This is a genomic window from Nocardioides eburneus (assembly GCF_040838215.1).
GTDB lineage: Bacteria > Actinomycetota > Actinomycetes > Propionibacteriales > Nocardioidaceae > Nocardioides > Nocardioides eburneus.
This window is the reverse complement of sequence record NZ_JBFPJR010000014.1, coordinates 55,004-81,328: the sequence shown is the minus strand read 5'-3', so window position 1 is coordinate 81,328 and position 26,325 is coordinate 55,004. Positions and strand designations below refer to the sequence as shown.

General features: G+C 72.5%; 22 protein-coding genes. 9 read left to right on the top strand and 13 right to left on the bottom strand.

All coding sequences use genetic code 11. From position 1 onward, the window contains the following. Positions 1-43: 43 nt before the first annotated feature. The gene (gene zwf, locus AB3X52_RS10045) at positions 44-1,519 is read left to right on the top strand and encodes a glucose-6-phosphate dehydrogenase (RefSeq protein ID WP_367993834.1); all 1,476 of its coding nucleotides are present in this window, start codon (positions 44-46) and stop codon (positions 1,517-1,519) included. A 6-nt stretch (positions 1,520-1,525) separates the two neighbouring features. Here the strand turns inward: zwf and AB3X52_RS10040 are convergent, their stop codons facing one another. The 3 genes from AB3X52_RS10040 to AB3X52_RS10030 are packed head-to-tail and all read right to left on the bottom strand — an operon-like array spanning position 1,526 to position 4,289. Beyond that, complete coding sequence (locus AB3X52_RS10040) at positions 1,526-2,173, bottom strand: hypothetical protein (protein WP_367993832.1); 648 nt, start codon at positions 2,171-2,173, stop codon at positions 1,526-1,528. Further along, the gene (locus tag AB3X52_RS10035; RefSeq protein WP_367993830.1) at positions 2,170-3,591 is read right to left on the bottom strand and encodes an ATP-binding protein; all 1,422 of its coding nucleotides are present in this window, start codon (positions 3,589-3,591) and stop codon (positions 2,170-2,172) included. The genes AB3X52_RS10040 and AB3X52_RS10035 overlap by 4 nt, the downstream gene beginning before the upstream one ends. Continuing rightward, positions 3,588-4,289 carry a response regulator transcription factor gene (locus tag AB3X52_RS10030; protein ID WP_367993828.1) on the bottom strand — a complete coding sequence of 234 codons (702 nt, stop codon included), beginning with the start codon at positions 4,287-4,289 and terminating at the stop codon, positions 3,588-3,590. The genes AB3X52_RS10035 and AB3X52_RS10030 overlap by 4 nt, the downstream gene beginning before the upstream one ends. Positions 4,290-4,363: 74 nt before the next feature. On the opposite strand from AB3X52_RS10030, the gene AB3X52_RS10025 reads away from it, so the two are divergent. Together AB3X52_RS10025 and AB3X52_RS10020 are read left to right on the top strand one after the other, a co-directional pair. Then, positions 4,364-5,242 (top strand): AAA family ATPase, encoded by an 879-nt coding sequence (locus AB3X52_RS10025; RefSeq protein ID WP_367993826.1) that lies wholly within the window; start codon positions 4,364-4,366, stop codon positions 5,240-5,242. A gap of 10 nt (positions 5,243-5,252) precedes the next feature. Then, the gene (locus tag AB3X52_RS10020) at positions 5,253-6,638 is read left to right on the top strand and encodes a VWA domain-containing protein (RefSeq protein WP_367993824.1); all 1,386 of its coding nucleotides are present in this window, start codon (positions 5,253-5,255) and stop codon (positions 6,636-6,638) included. 23 nt (positions 6,639-6,661) lie between these two features. Here the strand turns inward: AB3X52_RS10020 and AB3X52_RS10015 are convergent, their stop codons facing one another. Together AB3X52_RS10015 and AB3X52_RS10010 are read right to left on the bottom strand one after the other, a co-directional pair. Further along, complete coding sequence (locus AB3X52_RS10015; RefSeq protein WP_367993822.1) at positions 6,662-7,984, bottom strand: chloride channel protein; 1,323 nt, start codon at positions 7,982-7,984, stop codon at positions 6,662-6,664. Positions 7,985-8,109: 125 nt separating this feature from the next. Then, on the bottom strand, positions 8,110-9,609 hold the full coding sequence (locus AB3X52_RS10010) for a spermidine synthase (RefSeq protein ID WP_367993820.1): 1,500 nt from the start codon (positions 9,607-9,609) through the stop codon (positions 8,110-8,112). 205 nt (positions 9,610-9,814) lie between these two features. On the opposite strand from AB3X52_RS10010, the gene AB3X52_RS10005 reads away from it, so the two are divergent. The 3 genes from AB3X52_RS10005 to AB3X52_RS09995 are packed head-to-tail and all read left to right on the top strand — an operon-like array spanning position 9,815 to position 12,416. Next, positions 9,815-10,753: an HNH endonuclease signature motif containing protein gene (locus AB3X52_RS10005; protein ID WP_367993818.1), complete on the top strand. Its 939-nt coding sequence runs from the start codon at positions 9,815-9,817 to the stop codon at positions 10,751-10,753. Between the two features lie 19 nt (positions 10,754-10,772). Beyond that, positions 10,773-11,324, top strand: a complete 552-nt coding sequence (locus AB3X52_RS10000) for a GNAT family N-acetyltransferase (RefSeq protein ID WP_367993816.1) — start codon at positions 10,773-10,775, stop codon at positions 11,322-11,324. A 33-nt stretch (positions 11,325-11,357) separates the two neighbouring features. Next, on the top strand, positions 11,358-12,416 hold the full coding sequence (locus AB3X52_RS09995) for a MerR family transcriptional regulator (protein ID WP_367993814.1): 1,059 nt from the start codon (positions 11,358-11,360) through the stop codon (positions 12,414-12,416). Here AB3X52_RS09995 and AB3X52_RS09990 read toward each other — a convergent pair. From AB3X52_RS09990 to AB3X52_RS09975, 4 genes are all read right to left on the bottom strand, one after another. Beyond that, positions 12,404-13,711 carry a hypothetical protein gene (locus AB3X52_RS09990; protein WP_367993812.1) on the bottom strand — a complete coding sequence of 436 codons (1,308 nt, stop codon included), beginning with the start codon at positions 13,709-13,711 and terminating at the stop codon, positions 12,404-12,406. The two genes, AB3X52_RS09995 and AB3X52_RS09990, sit on opposite strands and share 13 nt — an antisense overlap. Beyond that, entirely contained in the window at positions 13,708-14,592 is an 885-nt protein-coding gene (locus AB3X52_RS09985) for an ESX secretion-associated protein EspG (RefSeq protein WP_367993809.1), read from the bottom strand. Before AB3X52_RS09985 ends, AB3X52_RS09990 begins: the two co-directional genes overlap by 4 nt. Continuing rightward, positions 14,589-14,951, bottom strand: coding sequence for a hypothetical protein (locus AB3X52_RS09980; protein WP_367993807.1), 363 nt, complete (start codon positions 14,949-14,951; stop codon positions 14,589-14,591). Before AB3X52_RS09980 ends, AB3X52_RS09985 begins: the two co-directional genes overlap by 4 nt. A gap of 92 nt (positions 14,952-15,043) precedes the next feature. Beyond that, the gene (locus AB3X52_RS09975) at positions 15,044-16,261 is read right to left on the bottom strand and encodes an aminotransferase class I/II-fold pyridoxal phosphate-dependent enzyme (RefSeq protein ID WP_367993805.1); all 1,218 of its coding nucleotides are present in this window, start codon (positions 16,259-16,261) and stop codon (positions 15,044-15,046) included. Positions 16,262-16,321: 60 nt separating this feature from the next. On the opposite strand from AB3X52_RS09975, the gene AB3X52_RS09970 reads away from it, so the two are divergent. Beyond that, a complete protein-coding gene (locus AB3X52_RS09970) occupies positions 16,322-17,815 on the top strand; it encodes a potassium/proton antiporter (RefSeq protein WP_367993803.1) in 1,494 nt (497 codons plus the stop codon). Positions 17,816-17,827: 12 nt separating this feature from the next. Here AB3X52_RS09970 and AB3X52_RS09965 read toward each other — a convergent pair whose 3' ends face one another. Together AB3X52_RS09965 and AB3X52_RS09960 are read right to left on the bottom strand one after the other, a co-directional pair. After that, entirely contained in the window at positions 17,828-18,343 is a 516-nt protein-coding gene (locus AB3X52_RS09965) for a LytR C-terminal domain-containing protein (RefSeq protein WP_367993801.1), read from the bottom strand. A gap of 21 nt (positions 18,344-18,364) precedes the next feature. Further along, complete coding sequence (locus AB3X52_RS09960; RefSeq protein WP_367993799.1) at positions 18,365-18,661, bottom strand: type II toxin-antitoxin system VapB family antitoxin; 297 nt, start codon at positions 18,659-18,661, stop codon at positions 18,365-18,367. 47 nt (positions 18,662-18,708) lie between these two features. Here AB3X52_RS09960 and AB3X52_RS09955 point away from each other — a divergent pair, with 47 nt between their 5' ends. Then, complete coding sequence (locus AB3X52_RS09955) at positions 18,709-20,286, top strand: helicase HerA-like domain-containing protein (protein ID WP_367993797.1); 1,578 nt, start codon at positions 18,709-18,711, stop codon at positions 20,284-20,286. A 78-nt stretch (positions 20,287-20,364) separates the two neighbouring features. Here AB3X52_RS09955 and AB3X52_RS09950 read toward each other — a convergent pair whose 3' ends face one another. Together AB3X52_RS09950 and eccCa are read right to left on the bottom strand one after the other, a co-directional pair. Then, positions 20,365-20,544 (bottom strand): hypothetical protein, encoded by a 180-nt coding sequence (locus AB3X52_RS09950; RefSeq protein ID WP_367993795.1) that lies wholly within the window; start codon positions 20,542-20,544, stop codon positions 20,365-20,367. 171 nt (positions 20,545-20,715) lie between these two features. Then, the gene (gene eccCa / locus AB3X52_RS09945; protein ID WP_367993793.1) at positions 20,716-24,744 is read right to left on the bottom strand and encodes a type VII secretion protein EccCa; all 4,029 of its coding nucleotides are present in this window, start codon (positions 24,742-24,744) and stop codon (positions 20,716-20,718) included. 156 nt (positions 24,745-24,900) lie between these two features. Here eccCa and AB3X52_RS09940 point away from each other — a divergent pair, with 156 nt between their 5' ends. After that, positions 24,901-26,268, top strand: coding sequence for a hypothetical protein (locus tag AB3X52_RS09940; RefSeq protein WP_367993791.1), 1,368 nt, complete (start codon positions 24,901-24,903; stop codon positions 26,266-26,268). Positions 26,269-26,325 lie beyond the last annotated feature (57 nt).

Genomic DNA, 26,325 nt, shown 5'->3' with positions numbered 1-26,325 from the left:
TGGTTGGCCGGTGGTTGAGGGAGGTAATACCGTGGACAGCACCATGGCAACCACTGACGAACGGTCCCAGGACCGGGCACAGCCCCACGTCATCGTGCTCTTCGGCGCGACCGGAGACCTCGCGCGCCGCAAGCTCCTGCCGGGGCTGCTCCGGCTCTTCGAGGCGGGGCTGCTGCGTGACGCGATGATCGTGGGCACCTCCCTGGAGACGATGGCGGACGAGGACTTCCTCAAGCTCGCCCGGCAGGCGTGCGAGGAGTTCGGCAAGGGCACGATCACCGACGCCCGGTGGGAGCCCTTCGCCCAGATGCTCACCTACGTCTCCACGGCCGAGGGCCCGCACGAGCTCGCCGACGCGGTCAAGGCCGCGGAGAAGAAGCTCGCGACGCTGGGCCGCGACGTGCGCCGGCTCCACTACCTCAGCGTGCCGCCGAAGGCCGCGCTCGACGTGATCCGCCAGCTCGAGGAGGCCGACCTCGTCGAGAACGCGCGGATCATCATGGAGAAGCCGTTCGGCACCGACCTGGAGTCGGCGAAGGTCCTCAACGCGAAGATCCACGAGGTCTTCGCCGAGGAGCAGATCTTCCGGATCGACCACTTCCTCGGCAAGGAGGCGGCGCAGAACATCCTGGCGTTCCGCTTCGCCAACGGGCTGTTCGAGCCGATCTGGAACCGCAACTTCATCGACCACGTCCAGATCGACGTCCCCGAGACGCTCGGCCTCGAGGGGCGTACGGCGTTCTACGAGTCGACCGGCGCCTACCGCGACATGGTCGTCACCCACCTCATGCAGATCCTCGCCTTCATGGCGATGGAGCCGCCGACCTCGCTGGCCCCCGGCCCGATCTCGGATGAGAAGAACAAGGTCTTCCGGTCGATCCGGCCGCTCGACCCGAAGAACGTCGTCCGCGGGCAGTACATGGGCTACCGCGGCAAGGAGGAAGTCGCCGACGACTCCGACACCGAGACGTTCGTGGCGCTCAAGGTCATCATCGACAACTGGCGCTGGGCCGGCGTGCCGTTCTTCCTCCGCACCGGGAAGAAGATGGCCGAAGGCGCGCGGATCATCTCGATCGCGTTCAAGGAGCCCCCGCTCACGATGTTCCCCGCCGGCTCCAACGCCGGCACCCAGGGCCCCGACCACCTCACCTTCGACCTCGCCGACCAGTCGAAGATGTCGCTGTCGTTCTATGGCAAGCGGCCCGGCCCCGGGATGAAGCTCGAGAAGCTCTCGATGCAGTTCGCCACCTCGGACACCTCCTCCGCGGGCAGCGTGCTGGAGGCCTACGAGCGGCTCATCCACGACGCGATGCGCGGCGACCACACCCTCTTCACCACCGCCGAGGGCATCGAGACGCTCTGGGAGATCTCCCAGCCGCTGCTCGACGCGCCGCCGCCGGTCCGGCTCTACGCCCCCGGCTCGTGGGGGCCCAACGCGATCCACCAACTCATCGCGCCGCATGCCTGGCGGCTGCCGTTCGAGCGGTCCTGGCGCGAGACCAACACGACCTCGCGCTGACGGGGCTCAGGCGGACGGCGAGGCGCTGGCCGACGCCCCCGGCGTCGGCTGGTCCTTCGGCGCGCCCGCGGACAGCTCGCCGAGGAGCACCAGCGCGGCCCGGCGCATGCGGGTGGCGTCGTACGGCGCCAGCGCGAGGCCGTTGAAGGACTGGATCAGCGACCCGTTCTGCACGAATCCGCTGACGTAGAACGCCTTCTTCGTCCGGTAGACGACCAGCCGGGTGGCGTCGGCGCCCTTGACGCGCGGGCGGGTGACGGCGCCCGGCGGCGCCTGGATGGTGTTCCAGGCGGCGTCGAGACCGCCGGGGAACCACAGATAGTTGAGCTCGTACGTCGGCCCGCCGTCCTTCGTGGGCAGCAGCGCACAGCGGGCGTTGGTGCTCGTGCCCTTGTCGACCTTGAGCGACCAGCCCAGCGCCTGCGCCACCGGCGCCGGGTCGAGCCCGTCGCACGGGTTGATCGTCGGCCACTGTGTCGACCCGGACGCCGACCCGGACGCCGCCCCGGACGCCGACGGGCTCGCCGAGGGCGACGACTCGGCGGACGGCGTCGCGCCGCCACAGGCGACCAGCGCGGGCAACAGGGGCAGCAGGGCGATCGCCGTCGTCGGCAGGGCGCGACGGATCAGGGCGGCGCGGCGTCGGGACGTCACGGGACGTGGACTCCCAAGGGTCGAGTGGTGGGCATCGGATGGGGTGAGCCGGGCAGCCGGAGGGCGAGCCGGGCTCCACCGTACGGCGAGCGCTCCGCCTCCACCGAGCCGCCGTTGCGCTCCGCGATCTGGCGCACGATCGCCAGACCGAGCCCGCTACCGGGCATGCCGCGGGACTCGGCCGAGCGGTAGAACCGGTCGAAGACGTGCGGCAGGTCCGCCTCGTCAATCCCCGGTCCCTCGTCGTCGACGGTGAGCGTGCCGGCGTCGAGCGCGACGTGGACCGTGCCGGTCTGGGGGCTCCACTTGGCGGCGTTGTCGAGCAGGTTGGTGACGGCGCGCTCGAGGCCCGCCGCCTCCCCGAGCACCCACCAGTGGTCCACGTCGACCTGCCAGCGGACCGACGGCGCCCGGAGCCGGACCCGGGCGAGGGCCTGGTCGACGACGTCGACGAGGTCGACGGCCTCGACGACCGGCATGGGCGGTTCGTCACGGGCCAGCTCGACCAGGTCGCCGATGAGCGTCGTGAGCTCCTCGATCTGGGCGTGGACGTCACCGAGCAGCTCACGCCGCTGGCCGCGCTCGAGGGACTCGTCGGCCTCGGTGAGGAGCTCGATGTTGGTCCGCAGCGACGTCAGTGGCGTACGCAGCTCGTGCGACGCGTCCGCGACCAGCTGGCGCTGCCGGTTGCGCGACGCGGCCAGCGCGTCGAGCATCCGGTTGAAGGACGTCGCGAGGCTGGCGATCTCGTCGTCCCCCTCGACCGGGAGCGGGGTGAGGTCCTCCGTGCGCGCCCGCTGCTCCATGGCGCCCGTCAGGCGGCGTACGGGCCGCAGGCTGCCGTTGGCGACGCCCCAGCCGGCCAGGCTCGCGGTGATCACGCCGGCCGCGCCGAAGAACAGCATGACGAGCCCGAGCCGCTTGTAGACGTGCTGCTGGGCGTCGAGGGACTCGGCGACCAGCAGCGCCGTACCGGGCTGGTTGGTCAGCGGCACGGCGGCCACGCGGTAGGTCGCCTGCGCCGTCGGGACGGTGCGGATCGAGTAGTTCGCCTTGCCCTCGGCGACCGCGACCTCCGGACCCGCGGGGTGCGGGAAGGCGGTCCGGTCCTCATTGGCCACCCACCAGCCGTTGGACTGGACCAGCCCGACCTGGATGTCGCCCGCGTGCAGCAGCCACGACGGGGGGACGTAACGGACGTCGTCGCCGCTGGTCTGCACGGCGGCGACGTCGGCGGCTGCGCTCCGCGCGCGCGAGAGGAGCGAGTCGTCCATGGCGGCCTGGAACTGCAGGCGTACGACGAGGTAGACCCCGATCGCGATGAGCGCGACGACCATCCCCACGGCGATCGTGGTGAGGAGGGTGATCCGGCTGGCGAGCGACCGGCGGTAGTGCCAGCCGGCGGGGTGGAGCGTCATGAGTCCTTCAGCACGTATCCGATGCCACGGACGGTGTGGATCAGGCGGGGCTCGCCGGCGGCCTCGGTCTTGCGGCGCAGATAGCCGACGTAGACCTCGAGCGAGTTGGCCGTCGTCGGGAAGTCGTAGCCCCAGACCTCCTCGAGGATGAACGCCCGCTCCAGCACGCGGCGCGGCCGGCGCAGGAACATCTCGAGCAGCGTGAACTCCGTCCGGGTCAGGTCGATGCGACGCTCACCGCGAGTGACCTCACGGGTCGCGACGTTCATGGCGAGGTCGGCGAAGGTGAGGACCTCGTCGTCGGCGCCCTCGGCCGGCACGGCACGGCGCAGCAGCGCTCGGAGCCGGGCCAGCAGCTCCTGCAGCGCGAACGGCTTGGTGAGGTAGTCGTCGGCGCCCGCGTCGAGCCCCTCGACGCGGTCGCCGACCGAGTCGCGCGCGGTGAGGACGATGATCGGGACGTCGTTGCCGGCGGCCCGCAGCGCCTTCGTGGTCTCGATGCCGTCGAGCCTCGGCATCATGATGTCCATGACGACGACGTCGGGGACGTGACCGGCGATCCCGGCGAGCGCCTCGGCCCCGTCACCGGCGAGCGCGACGTCATAGCCGTTGAACTCCAGCGACCGGCGCAGGGACTCGCGCACCGCCTTGTCGTCGTCGACGACGAGGACGCGAGGCTTGTTCACGGCACTGGTCACGCCCCAAGCGTGCCATCCCAGGCTGAGGTCGCGCTGAGAGTGGGACGCGAAACGGCATGGCCTAGCCTCTCGTCATGACCTCGTGGTTCTCCTCGCCGTCCGACGCCGCGCAGCGCCTCGAGGGCGTGGGCTACCTCGCCGACGCGGCGACCGCGACGACCGCCTACCTCGCCGGGGCGCTGGAGAAGCCGGTCCTCGTCGAAGGGCCCGCCGGGGTGGGCAAGACCGAGCTGGCGAAGGCGGTCGCGCGCGCGACCGGGGCCGAGCTCGTGCGGCTGCAGTGCTACGAGGGGCTCGACGAGGCCCGGGCGCTCTATGAGTGGAACTACAAGAAGCAGCTCCTCCGGATCCAGGCGACGTCGTCGGCGGTGCTCGACCGGGAGGGCGCCTGGGAGCAGACCCACGACGACATCTTCAGCGAGGAGTTCCTGCTCACCCGGCCGCTGCTCACCGCCATCCGCCGGGAGGAGCCGACGGTCCTGCTCGTCGACGAGGTCGACAAGACCGACGTGGAGGTCGAAGGGCTGCTCCTGGAGGTGCTCAGCGACTTCCAGGTGACGATCCCCGAGCTCGGCACCGTGGCCGCCGTACGACGCCCGTTCGTCGTCCTCACCTCGAACGCCGCCCGCGAGCTGTCGGAGGCGGTCAAGCGGCGCTGCCTCTACCTCCACCTCGACTACCCGGGTGTCGAGCGGGAGCGGTCGATCGTGACGTCGCAGGTGCCCGACCTCGACGACAAGGTCGCCGCGCAGCTCGTCGCCGTCGTCGCGCGGCTCCGCGAGCTCGAGCTCAAGAAGGCGCCCTCGATCGCCGAGTCGGTCGACTGGGCGCGCACCCTCATCGCGCTCGAGATCGACGACCTCACCGAGGCCGCCATCGGCGAGACGCTGGGCGTCGTCCTCAAGCACGTCTCCGACCAGGAGCGCGCGATCAAGGAGCTCCGGCTGCGATGAGGCCGCGCGGATGACCCTCCTCGACCGCCACCTCGCCTTCCTCCACGCCCTGCGCGGCGCCGGGCTGCCGGTCTCGCTCGCCGAGGACCTGGACGCGGTGGCCGCGATCTCGGCGATCGGCTGGTCCTCCCGCGAGACGGTGCGTGACGCGTACGCCGCCGCGCTGGTGAAGAAGCAGTCGCTGCGTCCCACGTTCGACGCGGTCTTCGAGCTCTACTTCCCGCGCCTGGTGGGCGAGGGCGCCGCGTCGCTCGGGGACGCTGACGAGGCCGGCGACGAGGGCGAGCCGCCACCGGTGAAGGACGGTCCCGAGGCGCTCGACGCGTTCCGCGGCGAGCTGGAGGAGGCGCTGCGCGCCGACGACACCGAGCGGCTCCGGGCGCTGGCTGCGGAGGCGATGGCGCGGTTCGGCGCCATGCCGGGTCGTGGGCCGGGGCTGAGCTCGTGGTCGTCCTACACCGCCCTGCGGCGCGTCTCCCCGGAGGAGCTGGTCGCCAGCCTGGTGGCCGGCCTGCGCCTGGCTGGCTGGACCGCGGAGGAGGCCGAGCGGACCGTCGGTCGGAGGGTCGGCGAGTTCAGCGGGATGGTCGAGGCCGACTCCCGTCGGCGGATCGTCGAGGAGCGCGGACCTCAGCACCTCGTCAACGTCCACGTCACGCCGACCCTCGACCGACTCGACTTCCTGCACATGCGGCGCGCGGACGTCGACCGGCTGCGGCGCGAGATCTACCCGCTGGCGCGACGGCTGGCGGCCCGGCTCGCGCGCGAGCAGCACACCCGGCGCCGTGGTCCGCTCGACATGCGCCGTACGATCCGCTCCTCGATCGCCTCCGGCGGGGTCCCGCTCGAGACGCGCCACAAGCCGCGGCGGCCCCACCGCACCGAGCTGGTCGTGCTGTGCGACGTGTCCGGCTCGGTCGCCAACTTCGCCTCCTTCACGCTGCTCCTCGTCTTCGCGCTGCAGGAGGTGTTCAGCAAGGTGCGGGCGTTCACGTTCGTGGACACGGTCCATGAGGTCACGCCGTACTTCCGCCCGGGCGGCGACCTCGCGGACACCATGACGCGGCTGGTGCAGGCGTCCGAGCACGCCGCACTCTTCGGCCGGACGAACTATGGTCGCGCCTTCGCGACGTTCGCCGAGGAGTACGCCGACGCGTTGACCCCGCGCTCGTCGTTGCTGATCCTCGGCGACGCACGCAACAACTACTCCGACCTCCGGCTCGACGCGCTCCGCCGCATGGTCGACGCGTCGCGGCACGCCTGGTGGCTCAACCCCGAGGCGCGCCGGCAGTGGGACACCGGCGACTCCGAGGCCGCGCGCTATGGCGCGCTCGTGCCGATGGTGGAGTGTCGCAACCTCACCCAGCTCTCGGAGTTCGTGCACGACATCGCGTAGGCGGCGAGCCCGAGGCCGCGCGCTCAGGCCACGAGGCCCTTGTCCTCGAGGTTGACCCGCGCGTTGTGGGCCGACCGCGCCGTGAGCGCGTCGTAGATCGGGATGCCCCCGAGGAGCCGGGCGAGCAGCATCGCGAGCGCGACCGCGCCGAGCATCGGCGGAAGCCAGGTGACCGAGCCGGTCATCTCGGTGGCGAGGATGAGTCCGGTGACCGGCGCCTGGACGCTGGCGGTGAAGAACGCGGCGAGCCCGGTCAGGGCGAGGGCTGCGGCCATCCCCGGCGCCAGCGTCGTCACCTTCGCCGCGACCAGCCCGACCAGGAGACCGCTCTCGGTGCCGAGCACGAGCATGGGAGCGAACAGCCCGCCTGGCGTGTTCGCGGCGTAGGAGACGACGCCGAGGGCGAAGCGCACCGCCAGCATCAGGACGACGGTCGCGACGGCCCCGTGACCGAGGAGCGCGTCCTGGGTCAGGTTGTCGCCGCTCCCCACCCAGCCCGGGGCGAGCCAGGCGAGCAGCCCGACCGCGGCCCCGATGGCGAGCGAACGGACGACCACCGGGACGCGAGTCGTGTCGACGAACCGCAGCCCGGCCATCACGGCGCGGTTGTAGGCGACGCCGAGCACTCCGCAGAGCAGCGCGACCATGACCACCAGCGGCGCCTGCGACAGCGACGGGGCAGGCAGCGTCGGCATGGTGAAGACGAGGTCGTCGGCGTGGAGCAGGTGAGTGGCGGCGAAGCCGGAGCCCGACGCGGCGAGCGTCGCCAGCGATGCGCGCGGGTCGAACCGCTTGAAGAGCTCCTCGAGGACGAAGACGCCACCGGCGATCGGCGCGTTGAAGGCCGTCGCAAGACCGGCGGCCGCGCCGCCCGCGACCACCATGCGGAGGTCGTCGCGACCGAGCCGGGTGACACGGGCGCACACGGAGGCGACGACCCCGCCCATCTGCACCGACGGCCCCTCGCGCCCGAGGGCCAGTCCTCCGCCGATCGCGAGCAGCCCGCCGACGTACTTCACCGGAAGGATGCGGGCCCGGCCGGGATCGGCCCGGCCCTCCACGATCGCCTCGACCCGAGGGATCCCGCTGCCTTCGGCATGGGGCTCCATCCGGTGGACCATGAGCGCGGCCGCCGTCGTCGTGGCGGCCACCACGAGGAGGAGTACGGCGAAGCCCAGCACGGACCGGTCGTGCGCCCACCCGATGAGGTCTCCGCGGAGGCTCGCGGCATGCTCGAGCAGCAGGCCGAACGTCGAGGCCACGACCCCCGTCGCGGCGCCGGCGATCGACGCGACGACGACCAGCCGGAGGGTTCCCGCGCTCGGCCGATCCGCGCCCTCAACCACCCTGACGACCACGATCCACCCATCCCGACGCGGCCATCAACACGGCAGGAGGATATCGACTCGCCTCAGGATCGACCGCCTCAGGATCGGCTCCCTCAGCGTCGGCCCTCTCAGCGTCGGCCCTCTCAGGCGGCGTCGGCGAGGCTCAGGTCGACGAGCCACTCCACCGGCGCCACGTCATCGGTGTAGACCCGGCCGCCTCGCAGCCCCGGCTCGAGACGGTCCGCGGTCGCGCCGACCACCTCACCGAGGTCGTGCGGGATCCGCGGGACGGCGGCGCGGAGCCGGTCGGCGGGCGCCGGGCCGGTGCTGCCGACGAGCACGGAGTTGGTCGGCTCCGACGGGTCGCGCCAGACATGATCGGAGCCGAAGGCGGTCGCCATCGTGGCGGTCAGCACCTTCTCGAGGGTGTCCGACCGCTCCGGATGCGCGGAGTTGACCACGAGGACGCCGCCGGGCGTCAGGTGGGCCTTCGCGAGCGCGAAGAACTCCCGCGTGGTCAGATAGAACGGGATGTAGGGCTGTCGGTAGGCGTCGACCATGATCACGTCGAACTTCCGGTCGGTGGTCTCCAGCCAGGGCCGGGCATCGGCGGTGTGGGTGTGGAGGCGCGAGCCGCGCAGGTCGAAGAGCCGGCGACCGACGTCGGTGAGCGCGCCGTCGATCTCGACGGCATCCACGCGGGTCTCCGGCAGGTAGTGGCCCAGCTGCCGCGCCGTCGTCCCGGCGGCACTGCCGAGGATCGCGACGGAGCGGGGCATCCGGGCGCCGGCGTACGCCATCGCGAGCATCTCGTCCCAGTAGTTGCCCGTCAGCCACTGGCCGGGGCGATAGACGGAGTGCACGGCGTGGCCCTCGTTGAGCTCGAGGAAGCGGGTGCCGTCGGGCTCTTCGACGACGCGGGCGTACTGGTAGTCCGTCTCGCCCTCCCAGATCACCTGCTCGTCGCCGCCGGCGGCCTTGACCGTGCCGGTCGGGAGCGCGAGGAGGCCGAGGATCACCAGGGGTACGACGGCCGCGACCGCCCAGCGTCGGGAGAGGTGCGGCAGCGCGGCCAGAGCCATGGCGGCCGCGAAGATCAGGAACGTCCGGCGAGTGCCGACGACGGGGATGAGCAGCAGCGCCGCCAGGAACGTCCCGACCAGCGAGCCGACGGTGGAGATCGCGTAGAGCCGGCCCGCCGTACGACCAGCGTCGGCGACGGCGTTGACCCGCAGCCGGACGGCGTACGGCGACGCCATGCCCAGCAGGAGGAGCGGGATCGCGAGCAGGACGCCCACCCCGACGAGCGATCCGACGAAGGTGGCCGCGCTCAGCTGGTCGACGGCGCGCACGGCCTGCCGCAGGAACGGTCCGCTCACGAACGGCACGACGGCGAGGAGCGCCGAGGCGACCAGCACGATCCGCGCCAGTCCGGCCGGGTTCGGGTTGCGGTCGGCCAGCCTCCCGCCGAGCGAGTAGCCCACCGAGAGCGCCACCAGCACGATCGCGATCGTGTTCGCCCACACGATGGTGCTGGCCCCGAACCAGGGCGCCAGCAGCCGGGCCGCGGCGATCTCGGCCCCCAGCGTCCCGGCGCCCACGGTGAAGACCAGGAGCTCCAGCGCGCGTCCTCGCAGCCTCATGCTCGTGAACCTATCCGTGGGGTGGCTGTCGCGCTGGGCGGTGCGGGTCTTGGACCGAAAGCGCGGGCTCGGGTTTCGGGCGCCGTTACGCCGGGGCCGTGGCCGGTGCGAACTCCCTCCACAAGGCGTCGAACACCTGTTCACAAAAGCTGACGATGGGCGTAGGATCGGGCCATGGCCCAGGGCCAGGGTGCTGGCCGGTGAGGTGCCGGCCTGGAAGGCGAGGCTGGTCGCGCAGCGCACCAAGGCGTTGTGCCCCGACGCGGCCGCGTTCGTCGACGTGGCGGTCGCCCCGCGTGCGGAGCGGTTCGGCTATGCCCGGCTGGACCGGCTGGTGGCCGAGGCTGGCGCCCGGTTCGCCCCCGACCTGAGCGCCCTGGCCGATGCCGAAGCCGCCCAGGGTCACCACGTCACCCTCACCACCCGGCCCGACCCGGGCATCGGCGTGGACACCATGGCCGGGCACGCCTACCTGGAGGCCACCCTGGATCCGGCCGACGCCCTCGACCTCGAATCCGCGGTCGCCGCCATCGCCCACGGCCTCCTCGAGGACCAGCAGGCGTCGAACCTCACCCTGGATCAGCGCCGCGCCCAGGCGCTCGGCGTCCTGGCGCGGCACTACACCGCCGGCCAGGCCGGCGGGGTCGCGCGGGTGGTGCACCTGTACTGCCACCTGTCTCCCGGGGAGGGCACCGGGCTGGTCGCGGTGGACAACCTGCAGACCGTGGTGCCGCTGGAGCGGGTCGAGGCGTGGGCCACCACCCCGGGCACGGTGGTCAAGCCGGTCACCGTCATCGACCTCAACCAGTCCCTGACCCACGACGGCTACGCGCCCTCGGCCCGGCAGCGCGAGCAGGCCTACCTGATCGCCGGGGTCTGCGCGTTCCCCGGCTGCGAGAAGCCCGCGATCCCCACCGGGCGGCTCGATCTGGACCACATCACGGCCTTCGACGCCGGGGGCCAGACGAGCACCGAGAACCTCGCGCCCCTGTGCCGCGGGCATCACCGCGCCAAGACCCACGACGCTTGGAGCTACACCCAGATCCACCCCGGCGAATACCTCTGGCGCTCACCCCACGGAGCGCACTACCTCCGACACCACGGCGGCGGCACCACCACCATCACCACCGCCGACACCGGCTGACGCGTCGTAGGGTCAGCGGGTGCCCGATGCTCGCCACGTCATCACGGAGCGACTCGACCTGTCGGCCATGTCCCTGGACGACACCGAAGAGCTCTTCCCGATCTTCTGCGACGAGCGCACCTGGTGGTACGACCCGCCCGGCCGCCATATCGACATCGAGCAGACCCGCCGTTACGCCACCGTGGCCGCCGAGCGCTGGAGCGCAGGACTCAGCTACTGGACGGTCAGGCTGCGGGCGACCGGCGCCGTGATCGGGTCGGGCGGCGTCCAGCGCCACGAGGCTTGCAGCTGGAACCTCAACTACCGGCTGGCGCCCGACGCACAGGGTCACGGCTATGCCACAGAGCTGGTCCGCGCCGCCCTCGACGCGGCCCGCGCCGCCGACCCGAACAGCGCAGTGATCGCCTGGATCGACGCCCACAATGTGCCGTCACGACGCGTCGCTGAGCGTGCGGGTCTCATCGATCACGGTGTGCGGCCGACCCCGAACGACGGGCGGCTCCGGGTGGCGTACGCCGACCGTGCGCTCGAGCGCGAGAACGATCCGACGCGGCGAGAGGCCCAGGCTTGACCTTCCCCCGGCGGCAGACCCGAGTGTGAGCGCATGACCGACGATCCACGCCCCGGCGAGCTGATGGCCATCGGCGACTTCGCACGCGCCTCCGGGCTCACGCCCAAGGCGCTGAGGTTGTACGACGACCTGGGGCTGCTCCGCCCCACGCGGGTCGATGCGTTCACCGGCTACCGCTGGTATGCGCCCCGTCAGCTCGAGGCGGCTCGGCTGGTGGCGTCGTTGCGGCTCGTCGGCATGCCACTCGCGCGGATCCAGACCGTCATCGGCCTGCCGCCGGCGCGCGCAGCGGAGGAGCTCGAGTCCTACTGGCGGCAGGTCGAAGCCGACACCGCGTCGCGTCGGCAGGTCGTCAGCGACCTGCTGGCACGGCTCGGGAAGGAGACCAGCATGCCCAGCACCACCACGACCCTCGCCGCGGCGATCGGCGTCAGCCACCGGCAGGGTGGCCGGCGCAGCCAGCAGGACGCCGTCCTCGCAACGCCGGAGATCCTCGCCGTCGCCGACGGCTTCGGGGACCGGGACGACCTCGCCGGCGCGGCGCTCGACGCCTTCGCCACCGGTGGCTTCCCAGCGGCGCGCGCGGTCGCGTCGAGCGCCGGACCGGCCTCCGGGACGACGCTGACCGCCGTACGCCTGGACGGCACGACCGCGCGGCTCACGCACGTGGGTGACGGCCGGGTGCATCTCGTCCGGGACGGTCAGGCCACCGTGCTGACCCGTGACCACACCATGGTCGCCGCACTGCTCGAGGCCGGTGAGCTCACCGAGGACGAGGCGCGGTCACACCCGCACCGCAGCCTGCTCAACCGCGGGCTCGGCGGCGGTGCCGGGGCGGAGGACGCGGCGGAGGACGGTGTCGAGGTCGTCGCCGACGAGGCGCTTGTCGACCTGCGGTCCGGCGACCGGCTCGTGCTCACCACCGACGGCGTCCACGCCGTCCTGGGGGCTGACCCGTTCCGCACGCTGCTGATGGCCGAGGCGACGGCGCAGCAGGTCGCCGACGCCCTGGCCGCGGCCGTCGAGAGCGCCGGTGCTCCCGACAACCACAGCGTCGTGGTGGCCGACCTCAGCGAGGCTCAGGCGAGGTAGCCGAGCTCGCGGATCCGGTCGAGCTCCGCCCGCAGCTCGGGGTGCGGCGCGGAGTCGGCCGCCCGCGCGCCCAGGACATACGGGCTCTCGTCACGCGCCGCGGTGCCGTCGTAGACGACCGTCAGGCGATGGGAGGACCCCGCGTTGATCAGGCCGCCGAGCAGGGCGACCGGGTCGGCGCGGTCCTCGAGCGAGAGCACGCGGGTCGACTCCGGCACCCGGGGCGCCGCGGCAGACGGAGCGCCCACGGTCACCACCTGGTCGATGTTGTACGACGCCGGCGGCTCGGCCGCGAGCGCGGCCGCCGTGGCACCACCGGCCGCGGCGCCGACCAGCATGACGTGGGCCCCCGGGGTGACGGCCTTCTCGATGGTGCGGGCCGCCTCGGCGGCGTACGAGCTGACGTCGCCCGACACGAGGCGCAGCCGACGCTCGGCGCCGTGGGCATGGGGCCCGGGGAGGTAGGCGATGTAGCGTCCCGACGCGGTCGGATGGACCGACACGGCGGACGTGACGCCCTCGAGGGTCGTCATGAGCTCCTCGAGGGAGCGAGGCACGGCGAGCGCATCGTCGGCCGGGGAGGGGGCGGCCGGGGCGGCCGGAGAGGCGTCGGACGTCGGGGCCGGGTCGCTGACGAGCTCGCCCGCGATGTCGCGGACCGCGAAGCCGATGTCGGCGGCGAAGGGCTCGACCGAGGCCGCCCGCAGCCCACCGGCGGCAGCGAGCGCGGCGTCCTCGCCCTGCGGCAGCCCGGTGGTGAGCAGCGAGCGCAGCTGCAGGGACTCCAGGAGTCCGCCACCGGACGCGATGTGGTCCATGAGCTCGGGATGCTCCTCGGCGAGCTCGCCGAGGTAGGCCGTGACCCCGTCACGGTCGAGGGCATCGGTCTCGATGAGGCCGGCGGACACGAGCGACCCGCCGAGCTCGACCTCGGGAGCGAGGTAGCCGATCGCGCGGCCGGCGACGGCGCCGAGGCTCTTGTAAGCCGCGGTCTGCAGCTCGTCGATCCACTGATAGGTCAGGACGGTGGCCCGGACGACGAAGGCGTCCGCGTCGAGCTCGACACCGCGGTTGAGGAGACCGTGCTTGCCCGAGGTCGCCGCCAGGATCTCCTCCTCGGCCACGGCCCAGGTCTTGGGGGAGAGCTCCGCGGAGTCGCTGACGTCGGGATCGCGGAGGATCTCCGGTCCGAGCTTGGCCCAGGAGCGCACCTGCTCACCGGCGGCGTCGAAGGAGTCGGCCAGCCGGAGCATCGCGTCGTACTTGTCGAACGGCGGGGTCGGTGGCGTGGTCATCGGATCACCTCCGCGAGGACGGGAGCGAGCTCGGGGCCGAGGTCGGAGGGCTCGACGCGGGTGACCGTCAGCATCGGCTCGCCGTCGCGGACGACGGGACGCAGCGCGCGCCATCCGTCGCCGACCAGCGTCCACGACACGACGCCGATCGGCGCCGACTCGGGATCGCTGACCGAGGCGACGATCGCCCGGAGCCGCCCACGCGACTCGCTGGTGAGTGCGGTGAGGACGGTCGTGAGCGTGGCGTCGCCGGAGGTGAGCACCGGAACGAGATCGCCACGCCCGGCCCGGGTCGCCTCGAAGACGGCGTCGGCCAGCCCGAACGGCACCTCGAGATGATCAGGGACCTGCGAGGTCGTGAGCGAGATGTCCTCCGGGAGGGCCGGGGTGCGGCCGAGCTCACCGGACCAGCCGTCGGCCGGGAACCACGACAGCTCGAAGACCAGACCGTCGGAGGTGGCCAGGGTCGCCACCACGTCACCACGCCGGCGGTGCCAGGCGTGCGCACGGAGCCCGGCGATCGTGACGTCGAGGTCGATCGCCACCTCCGGCGCCGCGAGCAGCCCCAACGCCCCGGCGAGGCCGGCGTCGAGGGCGGCGCCGTCGAGCAGGCCGCGGCGCGTGAGGGAGGCCGCCGGGTCACCCAGCGCAGCCGTCGCCGCCGCGAAGGCGTCATCCTGCCGCGACGAGCGACTCTGACCGAGCCGGCCCTCGAGCCCCCCGCCCTTGGTGGCGGCGACCACCTCGAAGGGGAGCGGCGCGTCGAGGACGGAGCAGGCGTGGGTGAGCTCGGGCAGGGTGAGGGCGATCCGGCGAGGTGCGCCGGCCCAGGGTTCGTCGGGCAACGCCGGCCGGGCGGGCCCGAGGTCGATCGTCGTCACGCGAGCTCCACCTCCAGCCACGCCTTGTGCCCGGCGGCGGGCAGCGTGCGACCAGCCAGGCGGCCATCGGCCAGCAACGCCTCGGCGCGCTTCTGGGCGGCCGCGATCGTCTCCTTGGTCCGATCCACGTCGAGCAGGTGCCTCTCGAGCGCATCAGCGGCCGTCTCGTGACGCTCGGCGATGGCGCGGAGCGCCACCGCCCGCTCCTTGATCCGGACGCGCATCGCCGCCGCGGCACGGCCGGACCACGCCACGCTCTCCGCGCGCGCCACCAACCCGTCGGCGGTGGCCCTGATGTCGCCGGCCTGCTCCCTCAGCCGGTCGACACGATGACGCATCACGTCGGTGTCGCCGTACATGCTCCTCCTCTGGACGGACGCCGTGCGGAGTCCCTACCCCGCTGCTCCCACACTGAAACCAGGAAACCTGAGGTGATCTGGACCGCCGTCGCTCACGGCCCGAGGACCGTCGAGAGCCGGTCCAGCGCCGCCGTGATCTCCGCGGCCGCGCCGGCGAAGGAGAGCCGCACGAAGCGGTGCCCCTCCACGGTGTCGAAGTCGATCCCCGGGGCGACCGCGACGCCGGTCTCGTCGAGCAGCCGGTGGGACCACGCCATCGTGTCCTCGGTCCAGCGGCTCACGTCGGCATACACGTAGAACGCGCCATCGGCGGGAGCGAGGTCGGTGACGCCGAGGTCGCGCAGGCCGTCGAGGAGGAGCCGCCGGTTGGCGGCGTACCGCGCGACGTGGCCGTCGAGCTCGGCGTACGCCGCCGGGGTGAACGCCTGCACGGCGGCGTATTGCGCCAGGGCGGGCGGGCAGATCGTGAAGTTCCCGACGAGGACATCGACGGCCCGGCGCAGCCGCTGCGGGACGAGCATCCAACCGATCCGCCACCCGGTCATGGAGAAGTATTTGCTGAAGCTCCCGAAGACCACCGCCTCGCGGCTCGTCTCCCACGCGCTGCGCCCGCGCAGGCCGTCGACGTCGTCCGCGGTCGCCGCGGTGTCGTAGCTGATGCCGTGGTAGATCTCGTCGGAGATCAGCTGGATGCCGGCCTCCTCGCAGTACGCCGCCAACGCGGCGAGCTCCGCCGGGAGCAGCATCGTGCCGGTCGGGTTGGCCGGGCTGGCGACGACCAGGCCCGCCAGACCGACCCGCTCGTGCAGCTCGGCGACCTGCTCGACGCTCGGCTGGAAGCGGGTCGCCGGGCCGGTCGGGATCTCGACGACCTCGCAGCCGAGCGCCACGAGCACGTTGCGATAGCAGGGGTACGTCGGCCGGGCCAGCGCCACCTTCGCGCCGGTGTCGAACGCCGCGAGGAACGCCGCCAGGAAGCCACCGCTCGCACCGGTCGTGACGACGACCTCGTCGGGGTCGACGTCCAGGCCGTGCCAGGCGCGGTGGTGATCGGCGATCGCCCGGCGCAGCTCAAGGATGCCCGTGGCCGGCGTGTAGCCGAGCGGGTCGCCGCTGTGCAGCAGCCGGACGGCCTCGTCGGTCACCGCACGAGGCGCCCCCGTGGACGGCTGGCCGGCCATGAGCGAGACGGCGTCGCCGTACGTCCGCTGCCGCTCGGCCGCCCGGGCGATCATGTCCATCACGTGGAACGGCGGCACGTTCGCCCGCTGCGCGACACCGAGCCGTCCGCCGAGGTCCACCTGATGCATGCCTGCAACCTACGCCGCGCCGATAGACTTCGACCCCGCCACCCCGACTGATGAGGTGACATGAGCTTCGACGCCCACCAGCTCGACGAGTTCGTGCTGGTGGGCGCTGCCGTGACGCTGCTCGCGATCATGGCGGTCCGGCTCTCGTCGAAGGCGGGCCTGCCGTCGCTGTTGATCTACCTGCTGATGGGCGTCGCGCTGGGGGACTCCGCGATCGGCATCCGCTTCGACGACGCCAACATGGCCCACGCGCTCGGGTTCGCCGCGCTTGCGCTCATCCTGGCCGAGGGCGGCATCACCACCGACTGGCGCGAGGTCAGGCCGTCGATGCCCTTGGGGCTGACGCTCGCGACGCTCGGCGTCGTCATCTCGATCGCCGTCGTCGCGGTCGGAGCCCACTTCCTGCTCGGTCTGGGATGGGAGCTCGCCGTGCTGCTCGGCGCGGTCACCTCGCCCACCGATGCGGCGGCGGTGTTCTCGGTCCTGCGCGTCGTCCCCCTGCCGCGGCGCCTCACCGGCGCGCTCGAGGCCGAGTCCGGGCTCAACGACGCCCCGACCGTCGTCATCGTTACCCTCATCGCCGAGGGCGGCATCCACGAGCACGCCCCCTGGACGATCGTCGGCATCGTCGTCGGCGAGCTGGCGCTCGGCATTGCCTGCGGTCTGGTCGCGGGCTTCGGCGGCGCCTGGCTGATGCGCCGCGCCGCGCTGCCGGCCTCCGGGCTCTACCCCTTGTCCGTGCTCACCCTGACCTTCCTGGGGTACGGCGTGGCGGCCGCGCTGCACGGCTCCGGCTTCGCCGCGGTGTACGTCGCCGGCCTGGTGCTCGGCAACTCCGAGCTGCCCCACCGCGGGGCCACCCGGTCGTTCGTCGAGGGGGTCGCCTGGTTGGCGCAGATCGGCCTTTTCGTGATGCTCGGGCTGCTCCTCTCGCCCGATCGGATCACGGTCTCGACGGTCGGCCTGGCGCTCCTCGGCGGACTGATCCTCACGTTCGTCGCGCGCCCGCTCTCGGTGCTCGCCAGCACCGTCGTCACTCGCCTGTCCTGGCGCGAGGTGACCTTCCTGTCCTGGGCCGGACTGCGCGGCGCCGTGCCCGTCGTCCTCACCACGATCCCGCTCGCCGAGGGGGTCGCCGGTGCGCAGCGGCTCTTCGACCTGGTCTTCGTGATGGTCGTCGTCTATACGCTGCTCACAGGCCCGACACTGCCCGCGGTCGCGCGGATCCTCGGTCTCGCCCGGCCGAGCGACCCGCGCTCGCTCGATCTCGAGGTGGCGCCGTTGGAACAGATCGCCGCCGACCTCATGCAGGTCAGGATCCCGTCGGAGTCGATGCTCCACGGCGTCGAGATCGGCGAGCTGCGGCTGCCCCGCGGGGCGTCGGTCTCGCTCGTGATCCGCGACGGTCAGACGCTCGTGCCCGAGACGCGTACGGCGCTGCGCGCCCGCGACGTGCTGCTCGTCGTCGTACCCCGGACGCTGCGGGAGCAGACCCAGCGTCGGCTCGAGCAGGTCAGCCGGCGCGGGCGGCTCGCCCAGTGGCTCGGTCGCTGAGGAGGGTGGCCGTCAGTCGACCGGGGGGCTGCAGATCGTCGTGTCGTGGGCGACCTTGACCTGCTTGCGACCGCCGGAGACCTCCGAGAAGCCTTGGCCGACGACCACGACGACCCCCGGGTGCGTCGTCGCCTTCTTGACGATCGTCGGCCGGTGGAGCCAGCTCGCGACCAGCCGCACCGCGGGGTTCGACGGGTCGGTCGTCCAGATCTGCACGCGCTTGACGCCGGACTTGCCCGGTGCGTTGCCGCTGCCCGCCGCGGAGAAGCCCTGGTCGGTCAGCGCCGAGATCGTCCGCCCGGCGAGCCCCTCACGCCGGCTCGCGTTGAGCACCGTCACGACCACCTGGGCGGGGAAGATCTGCTCGCCCCGGTGCACCGTGGTGTCGACGCAGGTGGCGGCGTCGGCCTTGCCGGGGAACGGGCGTGTCATCGCATGCCAACCCCACGCGGCCGCGATCACCAGGACGACCGCGACACAGGCGAGCACGACGAGGGTCCGGAGGCCGGAGGCGGCGTTGCTCAGCATGACTGGACCCTATCGGCGCAGTCAGGTCGGCATCGTGTGGACGCGGGCGTGGAGCACGGTCCGCTGCTGCAGCGCCGCGCGCAGCGCCCGGTGGAGCCCATCCTCGAGGTAGTACTCGCCCTGCCACTCCACGACGTGGGCGAAGAGGTCGCCGTAGAACGTCGAGTCCTCGTCGAGCAGGGAGCCCAGCTGGAGCGTGTCCTTCGTCGTGACGAGCTCGTCGAGCCGGATCTGCCGAGGTGGGAGCGCCGCCCATGACTTCGCGGTCAGCCCGTGGTCCGGATAGGGACGACCGACACCGACACGCTTGAAGATCACGGCGACGACTGTATCGCCGCCCCGGAAGGGCACATAGGCTGCGGCCCATGACCGACGCTGCTGCACTGTCCCAGGCGGTGGGTCCCGGCTACGTGTTCGACGGGCCCGCGCTCGAGCTCGGGGGCCTGATGGCTGATGCCGAGACCCTCACCGACGTCCGCATCAAGATCCCGATCGGCATGCTCAACCGCCACGGCCTCGTCGCCGGTGCCACCGGGACCGGGAAGACCAAGACGCTGCAGCTCATGGCGGAGCAGCTCTCCTCCGCAGGGGTCCCCGTGTTCGCGGCCGACATCAAGGGCGACCTCTCCGGCCTCGCCGGCCCGGGGCAGTCGAGCGACAAGCTCCTGGCGCGGACGGCGTCGGTCGGTCAGGAGTGGCAGGCGAAGGGATTCCCGGTGGACTACCTCGCGCTCGGCGGCGAGGGCACCGGCATCCCCGTGCGCGTCACGATGGCCGACTTCGGGCCCACCCTGCTCAGCAAGGTGCTCGGGCTCAACGACACCCAGGAGTCCTCCCTCGGCCTCGTGTTCCACTACGCCGAGCAGGCGAAGCTCGAGCTCGTCGACCTCGCGGACCTGCGGGCCGTGCTGCAGCACCTCGTGTCGGACGAGGGCAAGGCGGACCTGAAGGGCCTGGGCGGCCTGTCCGCGGCCACCGCCGGCGTGATCCTGCGCGACCTCATCGCCTTCTCCGACCAGGGCGCCGACGCGTTCTTCGGCGAGCCGGCGTTCGACACCGCCGATCTGCTCCGCAGCGAGGGTGCGCAGGGCGTCATCTCCCTGATGGAGCTGCCGAACCTCCAGGACCGTCCGGCGATCTTCTCGACCTTCCTGATGTGGCTGCTCGGTGATCTCCACCGCAAGCTCCCCGAGGTCGGCGACGCCGACAAGCCGAAGCTGGTCTTCTTCTTCGACGAGGCGCACCTCCTCTTCGACGATGCCTCCGACGCGTTCCTCGATCGGATCACGCAGACGGTCCGGCTCATCCGCTCCAAGGGCGTCGGCGTGTTCTTCGTGACGCAGTCGCCCACCGACGTACCCGAGGAGGTGCTCGGGCAGCTCGGCTCTCGCATCCAGCACCAGCTCCGGGTCAACACGCCCAACGACGCGAAGGCGCTCAAGCTGACGGTGAACACCTATCCGACGTCGTCCTACGACGATCTCGGCAAGGTCATCCAGACGCTCGGCATCGGCGAGGCGATCATCACCGTGATGAACGAGCGTGGCGCACCGACGCCCGTCGCCTGGACCAGGCTGCGGGCCCCGGAGTCGCTCATGGGCCCCAGCGACCCGGCCACGATGTCGGCGGCGGTCGCCGCCAGCCCGCTCGCGGCGAAGTACGCCGCCGGGGTGAACCGCGAGTCCGCTGCCGAGCAGCTCGGCGCCAAGGCGCAGGCCGCGGCGCAGGCCAAGGCGGCTGCCGAGGCCCAGAAGGAGGCCCAGAAGGAGGCCGAGAAGCAGGCGCAGCGGGAGGCCCGGAAGCCGGCGTCGCGTACGTCGAGCACGAGCCGCTCCCGCAAGGACGACTCGGTCCTCGAGCAGGTCGTGAAGTCGTCGGCGTTCAAGAACGCGGTCAACACGGCGGCGCGTGAGCTGGTGAAGGGGCTCTTCAAGCGCCGCTGACGAGTTCCGTCTCCGCCGGACGTGACGAGGGCCGGATCCGTGCGTGACGGATCCGGCCCTCGACGTCTGGGGTGGCGGTCAGGCTGACCAGCGGAGCGAGTCGTCGACGAAGTCGGCGAGGGCGTGCACGCCGCGCAGGTCTTGCCGCTCGTCCATGAGCTTGGCGAGCCTGCTGGCGTGTCGGAACTTCAGGCTGACGCGCTGGGTGATGACGCGGTCGAGCGCGACGTCCCGGTCGGTCGTGGTGGGGTTCTCCATCTCGGCCTCCTGACGAGTCGTGTGGTGGAAGGTGCTGTGGCATCAGCGTGCGCCAAGCACATCGCAGGCACGTTGTTGGAACGTTACAAGCGAGTATCCAACAAGAGAACACTAAGTCTAGTGATTTAGATGACTTCAGGCGCCCCGCGCCGGATGCGGCTCAGGCGGGGCTCACAGCGAAGGCTCGCTCCACGCCAGCTGGACGACCTCGACGCCGCGGTCGCGGGTGAGGAGACGTCCGCGGCCGGGCGGTGCCGGGACCGGTCGGAGGTTGCCGACCAGGGGGCCCTCCTCCGGCGAGCCCGAGAGCAGGAGACCCGGCATCGCGAGATCGCGCATCGACTGGATCACCGGCTCGTAGAGCGACCGCGACGCACCGCCGGAACGGCGCGCCAGGATGAGGTGGAGCCCGACGTCCCGGGCCTGCGCGAGCAGCGGCTGCAGGACGTGGACCGGCGAGCCCTGCTGGGTCGCGACCAGGTCGTAGTCGTCGACCAGCACGAACACCTCGGCCCCCTTCCACCACGACCGGTTGCGCAGCTGCTCGGGGGTCACGTCGGGACCCGGGATGCGGTTCTCGAGGTAGGCCGCGAGGTCGCTCAGCGCCGGCTGCGCCTGCGTGGCGGACGTCAGGTAGTTGAGGAGGTAGTCGTCCGGGATCTCGCCGAGGAGCGAGCGGCGATAGTCGACGATCGCGATCTGCGCCTCCTTGGGCGTCCGCGTCCGCATGATCTCCCGGGCCAGCGCCCGCAGCAGCGAGCTCTTGCCGGACTGACCGTCGCCGAAGACCAGCAGGTGGGGCTCGGAGTCGGGATCGAGCCCGACCGGCGCGAGCTCCTTCTCGTTGACGCCGAGCAGCAGCCGGCTCCCGGGGTTCTCCTCGGTGGTCCCGGCCTGGACCCGCAGGTCCTCGAGGCGCAGCTGCGAGGGCAGCAGGCGCAGCTTCGGGCCCGCCGGGCCGGTCCAGGCGGCGCTGATCCGGGTGATGAGGTCGTCGACACCGTCACCCAGCGTGGCCGGCTGGGGCGAGCCGTCCACCCGCGGGAGCGCGCCGAGGAAGTGCAGCTTCTGTGAGACCAGCCCTCGTCCCGGGCGCCCGGAGGGCACGAGAGCAGCGACCTTGCGGTCGATCTCGGAGTCGAGCGGGTCGCCGAGTCGCAGCTCGAGACGGGTGCCGAACATGTCGCGCATCGCCGAGCGGAAGTCGGCCCAGCGGGTGGCCGCGGCGACGATGTGGACGCCGAAGGTGAGGCCGCGCGGCGCGATCTGCTGGATGGCGTACTCGAGGTCGTCGAAGTCGGCGCGGAGGGTGCCCCAGCCGTCGATGACAAGGAAGACATCGCCCCAGCCGTCGTCGGCGCGCCCTTCGGCACGCCGCGCGCGGTAGGTCTCGATCGAGTCGATCCCCGTGCTGCGGAAGTAGGCCTCGCGACGGTCGATGATGCCGTTGACCTCGGCGAGGATGCGGTTGACGATGTCGGGCTCCGCACGGCTCGCGACGCCGGAGACGTGTGGGAGCCTCGCGAGCGGGGCGAAGGTGCCGCCACCGAAGTCGAGGACGAAGAACTGCGACTCCTGCGGCGTGGTCGTCAGCGCCATGCTGGTGACGATCGTGCGCAGGAGCGTGCTCTTGCCGCTGCGAGGGCCGCCGACGACCGCGACGTGGCCGGCGGCGCCGCCCAGGTCGATGGTGAGGGTGTCGCGACGCTGCTCGCGCGGCCGGTCGACCGTGCCGAGCGGGATCACGAGTCCGCCGGCGCTGCGCCACGCCGGTGAGACGAGGCCGAGCCGGGGGTCGACGGTGAGATCCGGCATCAGCTGGTCGAGCGTGTCGGGCACGTCGAGCGGCGGCAGCCAGACCTGGTGGGCGGGCAGGCCGTGCCCGGTCATCCGGGCGACGGCGATGTCGAGGAGCGAGGGCTGGTTGGCGTCGGGCTGCGCCTGCGCCGGTGCGGTGACGTCCGCCTCCGGCTCCGGCAGCTCGAGCTGGCGCACCTCGGCGATCGTGAACGGCAGGATCCCTTGGAGGTGGCCACCTTCGTCGCGGCGGACGCGGCTGCCGCCCGCCGGCGGCCCGGAGACGTACGCCGCCTTGAACCGCTGCATCGACGTCGGATCCGGCTTGAGATAGCCGAGCCCCGGCACGGCGGGCAGCTCGTAGGCATCGGGCACACCGAGCACCGCCCGCGACTCCTGGGCGCTGAACGTGCGGAGACCGACCCGGTAGGAGAGATGGGACTCCAGCCCGCGGAGCCGGCCCTCCTCGAGCCGCTGAGAGGCGAGCAGCAGGTGGAGGCCGAGCGACCTCCCGAGCCGGCCGATCGCGACGAACAGGTCGATGAACTCCGGCTTCGCCGAGAGCATCTCGGAGAACTCGTCGACCACGAGGAACAGCGACGGCAGAGGAGGCATCGACGGGTCCGTCGTACGCGCCCGCTCGTAGTCCTTCAGCGAGGCGAAGTTGCCGGCCTCGCGGAGCAGCTCCTGGCGCCGCACCATCTCGCCGGACAGCGCGTCCTGCATGCGGTCGACGAGGGTGAGCTCGTTGGCGAGGTTGGTGATGACCGCGGAGACGTGGGGCATCTCGGCCATGCCCGCGAAGGTCGCGCCGCCCTTGAAGTCGACGAGCACCATGTTGAGCTGCTCGGGGGAGTGGGTGAGCGCGAGCCCGAGGACGAGGGTGCGGAGGAACTCCGACTTGCCGGAACCGGTCGCGCCGATGACGAGCCCGTGGGGGCCCATGCCCTGCTGGGCCGACTCCTTGATGTCGAGGTGGATCGGGGTGCCGCCGTCGCCGAGCCCGATCGGGACGCGCAGCCGGTCACGGGCCGGGCGCGGCCGCCACGAGACGGCGGGGTCGAGCGCGCGCACGTCACCGAGTCCGAGCAGCTCCATGAAGTCGGTCGGGCCCGCGATCTCGGCGGGACCGGCCTCGGCGGGACCGGAGCTGCCCGGCGTGATGACGTGGAGCGGGGTCAGGCGCCGCGCGTAGGCCTCCGCCACCGGCAGCGCGAGCTGGTCGACGCGGACCCGGATCGACTCGGCCCGAGCACGGACCACCTGGGCGCGCCAGGAGGTCTCGTCACCCTCGGCGTCGTCCTCGGGCGCGAGCAGCAGGCGGAGCTGGCTGGGGTCGACGAGCTCGTCCCAGCGCGCCGGCAGGTCGATGACCGTGACACCGTGGACGCCGTCCTGCGGGATGACGTGGTTGCCGGGCGGCACCCGGCCGCCGTCGACCACCACCACGATGTGCGGGGTCATGGGCCGCTCGTCGGCGCCGAAGCGCGGCCGGTCGACGAGGTCGGCCGGCAGGAGCGCGGCGAGGTCATCGAGCGAGGTGGCCACCATCCGCATCGGACCCACGGCGTCGAACTCGCGCGCGCTCTGGGCGTGGGGCAGCCACTTGACCCAGTCCCACTCGGCGAGGTGCTCCTCCGAGGTGAGGACGGCGACGAGCAGCTGCTCGGGGGAGTGGAACGCCGTGGCCGAGCAGATCAGCGCGCGGGCGGTGGCCCGGGCCTGCTCCTCGGCGCCGCACACCTCGATCCGGTCGAAGGCCCGCAGGTCGACGGCGGCGGGCAGGTCCGGCTGGAGCCGGTGGACGACGAGCAGGCGGTGCAGCGCGCTCGCCGACGCCGGGTCGACCTGGTCGATCGGGGCGCTCTCGGGCGGGATCAACTCCAGGGACAGCGGTTGGCTGCAGGTCCCGTAGCGCACCTGGAGCAGGCGGGAGTCACCGCTGCCGCGCTCCCACAGGCGCGACCGCTCCTCGGCGATCGCCGGCAGCGAGTGGGGGGCGGGGTTGTGCCAGGTCAGCGCCCGGCGCTGGCGGTCGCCGGCCTCACGGGCCGTGGCCCGGACGCCGGCGAGGTAGCGGAGATAGTCGGTGCGCTGGCCACCGACGCTCTGCTGGCGCTGCTTGCGCTGGCGGTCGATCTGGACGAAGACGAACCCGAGCGTGGCGAAGAGGAACATCCCCGCGGAGATGAACTGACGGCCGCTCGCGCCGGCCTGCTGGCCGTTCATCGTCGCCACCAGCACGATCGAGCCGAGGCTGCCGAGCATGGGGATGGCGTTCATCATCACGCCGCTCGCACCCTCGGACTGCTCGATCGGCGGCGGCGGCTGCAGGACGAGCTCGCCCTGCGGCATCTCGGGCACCTCGGCACGGCCCCCACGCAGGGTGGTCGAGATCGTCACATGTCCCCCTTGACTGCGCTGCCCGGAACCAGTCGACCACCGGTCCAGCGGCCCGATGGTCGCTTGATGATAGAGCCAGGCGCTGACAGCCTCTACCCTGCAACGGGCCGCTCCGTGGGGTGAGCCGCCTGACGTCGTACGCATCCGGGAGGCGCGATGACCCGACAGTCCGCGATGGTGGGCGGGGCCCTGGCCGTGACGGTGCACGGGCCCGACGGGGTGCTCGATCTCGTCGTCCCCGCCGACGCCGAGGCCTCGGACGTCGCCCGGGAGTACGCCGCCCAGCTCGGCCTGTCCGCGGTCCCGACGCTGCGCGACTGCCGCGGTGAGCGGTTCTCGCCGTCCGAGGAGCTGTCCGTCCGCGGGGTGACCAGCGGCGACGTGCTCGTCGTCGAGAGCGGCGCGGCCGCGCCCCGTCGTACGCCGCGGCGGCGCCCCGCCGACCCGCAGAGCCAGGGCCCGGCCGAGGCGCTCTCCGCGCTCTGGGTCGCGCTCGCCGCCGGCGTCGCCGGTCTCGCCGGCTGGGCCGGCGCCCACAGCAGCGGCGCACGCCACGACACCGCGGTCGTGCTCCTCGGGATCGCCGCCCTCATCGGCCTCGTGCCGAGCGGAGCGCTCGGCCCCCGGCGTGCCGTCGCGGCGCCGGTCTTCGCCGGTGCCGCCGCGTTCGTGGTGGCGTGGAGTCCGGATCCGGAGCGCGCCCCCACCGTCATCGGGGTGTCCGCGCTCGTCGCCGGCGTCGTCGCGGCGCTCGCGCGTGCGGTCGACCGGCGCGCCGAGGAGGCGCTCCGGGTGTGGGTCGTGGCGGGCGTCGCCGTCTTCGTGGTCACCTGCGCCTGCGCGCTGCTGGGCGCCGCGCCCGAGGTGCCGTGGGGGCTCCTCCTCGTGGGCTCCGTGCTTGCGGCGCGGTTGGTGCCGTCGTACGCCGTCGACGTCCCGGACGCGACGCTGATCGACCTCGAGCGACTGGCCGTGACCGCCTGGTCGGCGCGGGCGCGCCCGGCGGGGCGTCGCGGGCGCACGATCGTGCCCGTGGCGCTGGTCGCCGAGGTCGCGGCGCGCGGTGCGCGCACGCTGACGGCGGCGGCATGGGCGGTGCTCGCGCTCGCGGGTCTGTCCGCACCGATGCTGCTCGCGACGGCGACCGACCCGGTCGACCGGGTCGGGGCGCGGATCGTCGTGATCGCCGGGGCGTGCGCCCTGCTGCTCGCGGCGCGCAGCCATCGCCACGCCGCGCCGCGAGCGCTCCTGCGGACCGCGGGCGTCCTGACCGGAGCGGTCGGCCTCGCCCAGGTGATCGCCCATGCCGGCGACGGCGTCGTGGTCACGCTCGGGATCGTCGCGGTCGTCATCGGCGTGCTGGTCGTGGTCGCCGCGGTCGCGACCGGGCGTGGCTGGCGTTCGGTCTGGTGGGCTGCCCGCGCCGACCTGGTCGAGGGGCTCGCCGGTGCGGTGACCATCGGCACGCTCGTCGTCGCCGTCGGCCTCTTCCGACACCTGTGGGAATCAGGATTCGGTGTTTAGACGCCGGAACGACGGGCATACGGACCGTCGTCCGGACCTCGCCGAAGCCGATCGGGA